The organism is Inquilinus sp., assembly GCF_057815775.1.
The window spans coordinates 1-8,367 of record NZ_JBYRFX010000823.1 but is presented as its reverse complement, the minus strand read 5'-3'; the positions used below and the strand labels follow the sequence as shown (position 1 = coordinate 8,367).

The window sequence follows — 8,367 nt, the reverse complement described above, 5'->3', positions numbered from 1 at the left end:
CCGGTCATGCCGGCCTTCGACGCGGCGTAGTTCGCCTGGCCGGGATTGCCGGTGTGGCCGACGATCGAAGTGATCGAGACGATCCGCCCCCAGCGCCGCTTCATCATGCCCCGCAACGCCGCACGCGCCAGGCGGAAGCCGGACACCAGGTTGACGTCGAGGACGGTCTCGAAATCCTCGTCCTTCATCCGCATGGCCAGACCGTCGCGGGTCAGGCCGGCATTGTTGACCAGGATGTCGATGCCGCCGGTCGCGGCCTCGGCCGCCTTAGACACCGATTCGGCGCCCTCAGCGCTCGACAGGTCGCCCGGAACCACATGGGCGCGGTCGCCCAGCGCGCGGGCCAGCGCCTCGAGCTTCTCGACCTTGGTGCCGGACAGCGCCACGGTCGCACCCTGGGCGTGCAGCAGGGTCGCGATCGCCCGGCCGATGTCACCCGAGGCGCCCGTGACCAGCGCCGACTTGCCGTTCAGATCGAACATGCTCTCTCCCTCAATCCCTCAGGCGCCGGCGGCCTCTCAGGCACCGGCGATCTGCGCCACCCAGGCATCGATCTCGTCCGGCGTCTGCAGCGACTGCGCCGCGAGATCGCGATCGATGCGCTTGGCGAGGCCGGCCAGCACCTTGCCCGCCCCCAGCTCGACCAGTTCCTGCACGCCCGCGGATTTCATGTAAAGCATGCTCTCGCGCCAGCGCACGGTTCCGGTCACCTGCTCGACCAGCAAGCGGCGGATCTCGTCCGGCGCGGTGACCGGCGCGGCCGTGACATTGGCGACCACCGGCACGGCAGGAGCCTTGATCTCGACCGCGGCCAGGGCCTCGCGCATCGCGTCGGCGGCCGGCGCCATCAGCGGGCAATGGAACGGGGCGCTGACCGGCAGCAGGATGCTGCGCTTGGCGCCGAGTTCGGCCGCCAGCGCGATCGCCCGCTCGACCGCTTCCTTGTGGCCGCTGATCACCACCTGGCCGGGTGCGTTGTCATTGGCCGTGGTGCAGATCGAGTCCAAGGTCGAAGCGCGGACGGCGACGTCGCGCGCCTGGTCCAGGTCGAGGCCGAGCAGCGCCGCCATGGCGCCGACGCCGACCGGCACCGCCTTCTGCATCGATTGGCCGCGCAGGCGCAGCAGCCGCGCCGCATCGGTGACGCTGATCGCCCCGGCAGCCGCCAGGGCGGAATATTCGCCGAGGCTGTGGCCGGCAACGAAGCCGGCGAGATCGGCGATGCTGCGGCCCGACCGCTCCGCCACCGTCCGCGCTGCCGCAACCGCGGTCGCCATCAGCGCCGGCTGGGCGTTCTCGGTCAGGGTCAGGGTGGCGATGTCGCCGTCGAACATCAGCTCGGACAGCGTCTGCCCCAGCGCCGCGTCGACCTCGGCGAAGACGTCTCGGGCCGCCGCCGAACCCTCGGCCAGGGCCTTGCCCATGCCGATCGCCTGGCTGCCCTGTCCCGGAAAGATGAAAGCGCGTGTCATGGCCCCGCCCTGCATCGCGATGAGGGCGGCAGGTCATAGAGGGTCGCGACTGCAAGTCAAGCGCGATCGACATCGCCAGGCCCGATCGCGCTTGATCTTCGGGCCGTCCTGCGTATAGTGCGCCGCTTCGTCAATGCTCCTTGCCGGCCGCTGGGCATAGCGGTCGGCTTTGGTATGGGCAGCTGGTGGCTTGCCACGCAGCGCCATGCCGGGAACAGCCACAAGGAGTTACCATGCCACTGTATGAGAGCGTGTACATCGCGCGGCAGGATGTTTCCGCCACGCAGGTGGAGGCCCTGACCGAGGGTTTCACCACCATCATCACCGAGAATGGCGGCACGGTCACCAAGACCGAGTATTGGGGCCTGAAGAGCTTCGCCTACCGGATCAAGAAGAATCGCAAGGGCCACTACGTCCTGCTGAACATCGACGCCCCCGCGGCCGCCGTGGCCGAGATGGAGCGCCTGATGGGCATCAATGAAGACGTGCTGCGCACCCTGACCCTGCGCATGGACGTCCTCGAGGAAGGCCCGTCGGCGATGATGCAGAGCCGCGCCGGCCGGGACCGTGACGGTCGCGACCGCGACGGTCGTGGCGATCGCGACAGCCGTGGCGGCGATCGTGACCGCGGCGAGCGCCGGGACCGTGGCTTCGGCCCGCGTGATCCGGCCGAGGGTGAAGGAGTCCCGGCATGAGCGCGATGGGTGCACGCCGTCCGTTCTTCCGTCGTCGGAAGACCTGCCCGTTCTCCGGCGCGAACGCGCCGAAGATCGACTACAAGGACACGAAGCTGCTCGGCCGTTTCATCTCCGAGCGCGGCAAGATCGTCCCGAGCCGCATCACCGCGGTTTCGGCGAAGAAGCAGCGTGAGCTGGCCCGTGCCATCAAGCGCGCGCGCTTCCTCGGCCTCCTGCCCTACATCGTGAAATAAGGGGAGGATCCGATGGAAATCATCCTGCTGGAGCGGGTCGAAAAGCTCGGCCAGATCGGCGACGTGGTCAAGGTGAAGCCCGGCTTCGCCCGCAACTACCTCCTGCCGCAGAAGAAGGCGCTGCGCGCGACCAAGGCCAACCTGGCCGTGTTCGAGAAGCAGCGCGCCCAGATCGAGGCGAACAACCTCGAGCTCAAGGCCGAGGCCGAGAAGGTCGCCGGGCGCATGAACGACGTGCAGATCGTCGTCATCCGCCAGGCGGGCGACAGCGGCCAGCTCTACGGCTCGGTGTCGGCACGCGACATCTCCGAGGCGCTGACCGCCGGTGGCTACACCGTCGACCGGAGCCAGGTGGCGATCGAGCACCCGATCAAGACCCTGGGTCTTGAGAAGGTCCGGCTGCGCCTGCACCCGGAGGTCAGCGTGACCATCACCGTGAACGTCGCCCGCTCGGCCGAAGAGGCCGAGATGCAGCGCGCACGTGGCGGCATGGTCTCCTCGTCGCTGCTCGACGATGAGGAAGAAGCCGCGGAGGCAGCCGCTGCCGCCGAGGCCGGCCGCCGTGCGACCGAGGCCGAAGATGTCGATACGGAGGGTGAAGCCGCGTAATCGGCTTCACTTATCCTTCAGAACAAAAGGCACGGACCTGCGGGTTCGTGCCTTTTTTCTTTGTCGGACTTGGCGCAATCGCCCTTGTTGGGCTGGATGACCCCGGCATGACATCCGGGTTGCAAACTCTTAACGTGATCCGCCGGCCGCGCAGGATTAGGGTCCGGCATCCGATCCGATCGAGTCTCCAGTACATGTCCATGGCACAGCCCGAGGTCATTCCCGTCCCGACTGCCGGAGCCTCGGCCGTCGACGGCTTGACGATTCGGCCGCTGCACCAGCGGCTGAAGCCGGCCCTGGTCACGCTTGTCACCGTCCTGCTGTTCGCTGGCGCGGCGTACGCCATCCGGCACCAGCTGGCCACGGTGCGCTGGCACGACATGATCATGCAGATCAAGTCGCTGCGCTGGTCCACCGTGCTGCTGGCCCTGCTGGGCACCATCGGCAGCTTCATCACCCTGATCGGCTACGACTGGTCGGCGCTGCGCTATGTCGGCGCCCGGGTGCCGTTCCGCACCATGGCCCTGGCCAGCTTCTGCGGCTATGCCGTCGGCAACACCATCGGCGGGCTGGTCACCGCCAGCTCCGTCCGCTACCGCGTCTACACCGCGGTCGGCCTGGATTTCGCCGACATCGCCCGAATCGCGGCGTTCTGCGCCCTCGCCTTCGGCTTCGGCATCACCACGGTCGGCGCGACCGGGCTGCTGCTGCACCCGCATTTGCTGACCGAGGCGCTCGGCATCCGCACCGGCTGGGTCACGGCCGGCTCCGCCACGGTGCTGGCGGGCGCCGCCCTGTTCCTGCTGCTGTGCGCCCTGTGCCGCCCCGACCGCCCGCTGCTGGGCCGGGTGCCGCTGCCCAGCTTCGGCATTGCCGGCAGCCAGCTTTTGATCTCCGCCGTCGAGCTGCTGTTCGCCGGCTTCGCCCTGTGGGTTCTGCTGCCGTCCGGCAGCGTCCCGTTCAGCGCCTTCTTCGTGGTCTTCGTCGTCGCCACCGTGACCGGCATCTTGAGCCATGTGCCCGGCGGCGTCGGCGTGTTCGAGACGGTGATGCTGCTGGGCCTCGGCTCGGTGGTGCCGCCACAGGCGATCGCGGCGTCGCTGATCATTTACCGCGCCGTGTACTACCTGATCCCGATGATCCTGGCGGTCGGGGTCCTGGCCAGCGCCGAGACGGCACGCGGCGTCCGCCGGCTGCAGAACCACCCTCCGACCCGGATGACGCTGGATATCGCCGGCCGGCTGATGCCGTCGGTGATGGCGGCCCTGGTCTTCGTGATCGGCGCCCTGCTGCTGTTCTCGGCGGCGACGCCGACGCTGAAGGCCCGGTTCGAGATCCTGGAGACCCTGCCGGTCGCGGTGGTGGAGCTGTCGCATCTGCTGGCCAGCGTGGTCGGTCTGGCGCTGCTGGTCGTCGCCTGGGGGCTGTTCCGGCGGTTGATCGCCGCCTATTGGCTGACGTTACTGCTGCTCGGCGTCAGCGCAGTCCTGGCGCTCGGCAAGGGCTTCGCTTGGCGTGAGGCGCTGCTGCTGGTGCTGTGCCTCGTCATCATGCTGCCCTGCCGTGAGGAGTTCTGGCGCCGTTCGGCGCTGTTCGACCAGCCGATGACCGCGGGCTGGCTGGTCGCGGTGGGCAGCGTCGTCGGCGGCATGGCCTGGCTGACCTTCTTCTCCTTCAGCCACGTCGCCTACGCCAACGACCTGTGGTGGACCTTCGAGATCCATGACGAGGCGTCACGCGCCTTGCGGGCCATGGTCGCGGTCAGCCTGCTGGCCACGCTGTACGGGCTGTGGCACCTGGTCCGCGCCCAGCGCGGCCGGATGGATGCGCCGACCGCGGCGGAGCTGCATCGTGCCGTGCAGATCGTGCGGCAGCAGCCGCGGGCCGAAGGCAACCTGGTGCGCATAGCGGACAAGGCGATCCTGTTCTCCGACAGCGGCCGCGCCTTCCTGATGTACGGCATCCACGGCCGGACCTGGGCCACGCTGGGCGACCCGATCGGCGCTCGCGAGGACTGGCCGGAGCTGATCTGGCGCTTCCGCGAGATGACCGAGGCCGCCAGCGGCCGGCCGACCTACTACGCCGTCCGCGCCGAAACCCTGCCGCTGTATCTCGACACCGGCATGACCCTGCTGAAACTGGGTGAAGAGGCGCGGGTCGATCTGCGCGACTTCGCCCTGACCGGCGGCGGCAGCCGCAAGAAGGCGCTGCGTTACGCCATCAGCCGCGGCGAGAAGGACGGGCTGAGCTTCGAGATCGTGCCGGAAGGCGCCGGCATGCCGCTGATCAGCGAACTCGCCGCCGTCTCCGACGCCTGGCTGACCAAGCAGGCGGCGCGGGAGAAGAAGTTCTCGCTTGGCGCCTTCAGCCCCGATTATGTGCATGGCTCGATGCTCGCCCTGGTGCGTGAGCACGGCCGGCTGGTCGCCTTCGCCAGCCTGATGACGACCGAGCAGGGTGCCGAGGTCGCGCTCGACCTGATGCGGCACACCGAATCCAACTCGCGGCTGGTGATGGAATACCTGATCACCCGCATCATCGTGCATTTCAAGGAGGCGGGCGCCGAGGCGCTGAGCCTCGGCATGGCGCCACTGTCGGGCATGGAGACGCATCCGATGGCGCCGCTGTGGCACCGTGTCGGCCGCTTCGTGTATCGGCGCGGGGCGCGCTTCTACAACTTCGAAGGCCTGCGCGCCTTCAAGCAGAAATTCGACCCGGTCTGGGAGCCCCGCTACCTCGCGACGCCGAGCGGCCTTGCCCCCGCCCTCGCGATTTCCGACATTGCAGCCCTGATCGGCGGTGGGATCAAGGGGCTGGTTGCACGATGAAGCGGTCTTCCTGGGTGATCGCCGCCGCGGTGGTCGTGGCGGCGGCGGGTGCTGCTGTGGTCGGCGCGGCGTGGCTGCTGCCGTCCGGGCGCCCCTCGGCCACGCCGCCGCGCAGCTATGACGGCGGCGATCTCGGCTCGATCCAGCTGTGGCAGCCGGCGGGCCAGCCCAACGCCATGGTCTTCCTGCTGTCGGACGCGACCGGCTGGACTGCCGATTTCGACACGGCGGCCGACCACCTGCGCAGCACCGGCGCCTTTGTCGTCGGCGTCGATCTGAAGAGCTATCTCGGCGGCCTGGACCGGAACGACGACACCGACTGCCATTCCCCGGCCGGCGATTTCGAGGATCTGAGCCAACGGCTCGAGCGCGAATACAAGTTCAGCACCTATCGTGCGCCGATCGTCGTCGGCACCGGCCAGGGCGCGACCATGGCCTACGCCGCCGTCGCCGAGGCCGCCGCCCGCACCACGATCGAGGGCGGGGCCAGCATCGGCCCGATGCCGGCGCTGCAGACCAAGCTGCCGCTGTGCTCGGGCCCGAATGACATGCCGGTGGTGACGGCGGCCCCCGGCGGCGGCTTCACCTACGGCCCGCAGCCGCACATCCCCGGTTGGTGGCGGATCGGTCTGGACCAGCCCGACCCCGATATCAGCGCCTTCGCCACCGCCTCCGGCGGCGAGGTGATGACCCTGGCCAAGGGCGTGCCGCTGGTCGACCGGGTGACGGCGATGCTGCACCGGGACACGCCCGCCGATGCCGACGCCAGCGCGGTCAGCAGCCTGCCGATCGAGGAGTTGCAGGCGGCCGGCCCGTCACCCACCCTCGCCATCATCTATTCCGGCGACGGCGGCTGGCAGGATCTCGATAAGACCATCGGCGAAACCCTTCAGAAGAAAGGGATTTCAGCCGTCGGCGTCGACAGCCTGCGCTATTTCTGGAGCACCCAGACCCCCGACCAGACCGCCAAGGACCTGGCCCATATCATCGATCACTACACCAAGGCCTGGGGCGCCCAGCGCGTGATCCTGATCGGCTACTCCTTCGGCGCGAACGTCCTGCCCTTCGCCTACAACCGGCTGCCGGCGGCGGAAAAAGCCAAGATCGACCAGATCAGCCTGCTCGGCCTCGCCGAACGCACCGATTTCGAGATCCGCGTCACCGGCTGGCTTGGCGTCAGCGCCGACACCGACGCGCCGTCTGTCTTGCCGGAGCTGAAGACCATCGACCCCGCCCGGATCCAGTGCTTCTACGGCGAGGAGGAGGACGACACGGTCTGCCCGAACCCGGCCCTGGCCGCGACCGAGGTGATCAAGACCACCGGCGGCCATCATTTCGACGGCGACTACGACAGCCTGGCGCAGACCATCATCGACGGCGCGGCGAAACGGCGCCAATTGTCCCCGGCGGCCGCTCCGATCAAAACGACAACTCCATGATCTGACAGCCGAATTCCGGATATCCACAGATCCGTCCACATTTGGTACCGCTATCCACAGGCCGATCGGCCCGTGGTTCGCTGGCGATGGCAGGCCCGGCTGGAGTAGGGTGGAGCGATGGACAAATCGCGCCCCGACGCCCCCCTCACCCTCGTTCACAGCGCCGACCCGATGGCGAGCCCGACCTACCGCCGGATGCCGGCGAACGAGGAGGCCGAACAGGCGCTGCTCGGCGCCATCCTGGCCAACAACCAAGCCATGGAGAAGGCGTCGGACTTCCTGCGCCCGGAGCATTTCTACGTCCCGGCGCATGGCCGGATCTATGGCGCGGCGCTGCGACTCGCGGAGCTGAACCGCGTCGCCGACCCGATCAGCCTGAAGCAGTATTTCGAGACCGACAACGAGCTGGAGGGCGTCGGCGGCGCCCAGTACCTGACCGACCTGGCGGCCAGCGTCGTCTCGGTGATGAACGCCGAGGACTACGCCCAGACCATCTATGACCTGTCGCTGCGGCGCCAGCTGATCCTCGCCGGCGAGGAGATCGTCAACGACGCCTACAAGCTCGACAACGAGTTCGACGGCCCGGCCCAGATTCAGGAGGGCGAGGAAAAGCTCTACCGCCTGTCCAGCTCCGGCGTGCTGCGCAAGGATTTCGAGCCGTTCGGCGACATCCTGGCCCGCGCGGTCGAGGCCGCCGGCAAGGCGCTGGAGCGCGACACGCCGCTGACCGGCGTGACTTCCGGCCTGGCCGAGATCGACAAGATGATGGGCGGCCTGCAGCCGTCGGATCTGATCGTACTGGCCGGCCGACCGGGCATGGGCAAGACCGCGCTGGCCACCAACCTGGCCTTCAACGCCGCCACCGCCTACCTGCGCAAGAACGGCAAGGAAGGCGCCGTGGTCGGCTTCTTCTCGATGGAAATGTCGTCCGACCAGCTCGCCGTCCGTATCCTGTCCGAGGTCGCCGAGATCCCGTCGGAGAAGATCCGCAAGGGCGACATGAAGCGGGCCGACTTCCCGCGCGTGGTTGAGGCCGCCAACCTGATCCGGCAGACCCCGTTCTTCGTCGACGACACCGCCGGCGTTTC

Annotated in this window: 8 protein-coding genes; 6 read left to right on the top strand and 2 right to left on the bottom strand. The window is 68.5% G+C overall.

Translation table 11 applies throughout. The features are described from left to right. Positions 1-482: SDR family NAD(P)-dependent oxidoreductase (locus AC3XYG_RS29535; protein WP_489143454.1), on the bottom strand; the 482-nt coding region annotated here is incomplete at its 3' end. Positions 483-518: 36 nt separating this feature from the next. Beyond that, the gene (fabD, locus tag AC3XYG_RS29530) at positions 519-1,472 is read right to left on the bottom strand and encodes an ACP S-malonyltransferase (protein ID WP_489143453.1); all 954 of its coding nucleotides are present in this window, start codon (positions 1,470-1,472) and stop codon (positions 519-521) included. 233 nt (positions 1,473-1,705) lie between these two features. Between fabD and rpsF the strand changes: the two genes are divergently transcribed. The 6 genes from rpsF to AC3XYG_RS29500 all read left to right on the top strand — a co-directional run. Then, complete coding sequence (gene rpsF, locus AC3XYG_RS29525; RefSeq protein WP_489143452.1) at positions 1,706-2,167, top strand: 30S ribosomal protein S6; 462 nt, start codon at positions 1,706-1,708, stop codon at positions 2,165-2,167. A gap of 5 nt (positions 2,168-2,172) precedes the next feature. Continuing rightward, a complete protein-coding gene (gene rpsR, locus AC3XYG_RS29520) occupies positions 2,173-2,403 on the top strand; it encodes a 30S ribosomal protein S18 (protein WP_306770208.1) in 231 nt (76 codons plus the stop codon). A gap of 12 nt (positions 2,404-2,415) precedes the next feature. Continuing rightward, positions 2,416-3,012: a 50S ribosomal protein L9 gene (rplI, locus tag AC3XYG_RS29515; RefSeq protein ID WP_489143451.1), complete on the top strand. Its 597-nt coding sequence runs from the start codon at positions 2,416-2,418 to the stop codon at positions 3,010-3,012. A 194-nt stretch (positions 3,013-3,206) separates the two neighbouring features. Further along, complete coding sequence (mprF, locus tag AC3XYG_RS29510) at positions 3,207-5,840, top strand: bifunctional lysylphosphatidylglycerol flippase/synthetase MprF (RefSeq protein WP_489143450.1); 2,634 nt, start codon at positions 3,207-3,209, stop codon at positions 5,838-5,840. Then, positions 5,837-7,279 carry a virulence factor family protein gene (locus AC3XYG_RS29505; protein WP_489143449.1) on the top strand — a complete coding sequence of 481 codons (1,443 nt, stop codon included), beginning with the start codon at positions 5,837-5,839 and terminating at the stop codon, positions 7,277-7,279. The genes mprF and AC3XYG_RS29505 overlap by 4 nt, the downstream gene beginning before the upstream one ends. 117 nt (positions 7,280-7,396) lie before the next feature. After that, positions 7,397-8,367 (top strand): DnaB-like helicase C-terminal domain-containing protein (locus AC3XYG_RS29500; RefSeq protein ID WP_489143448.1); only part of this gene is annotated, 971 nt, incomplete at its 3' end.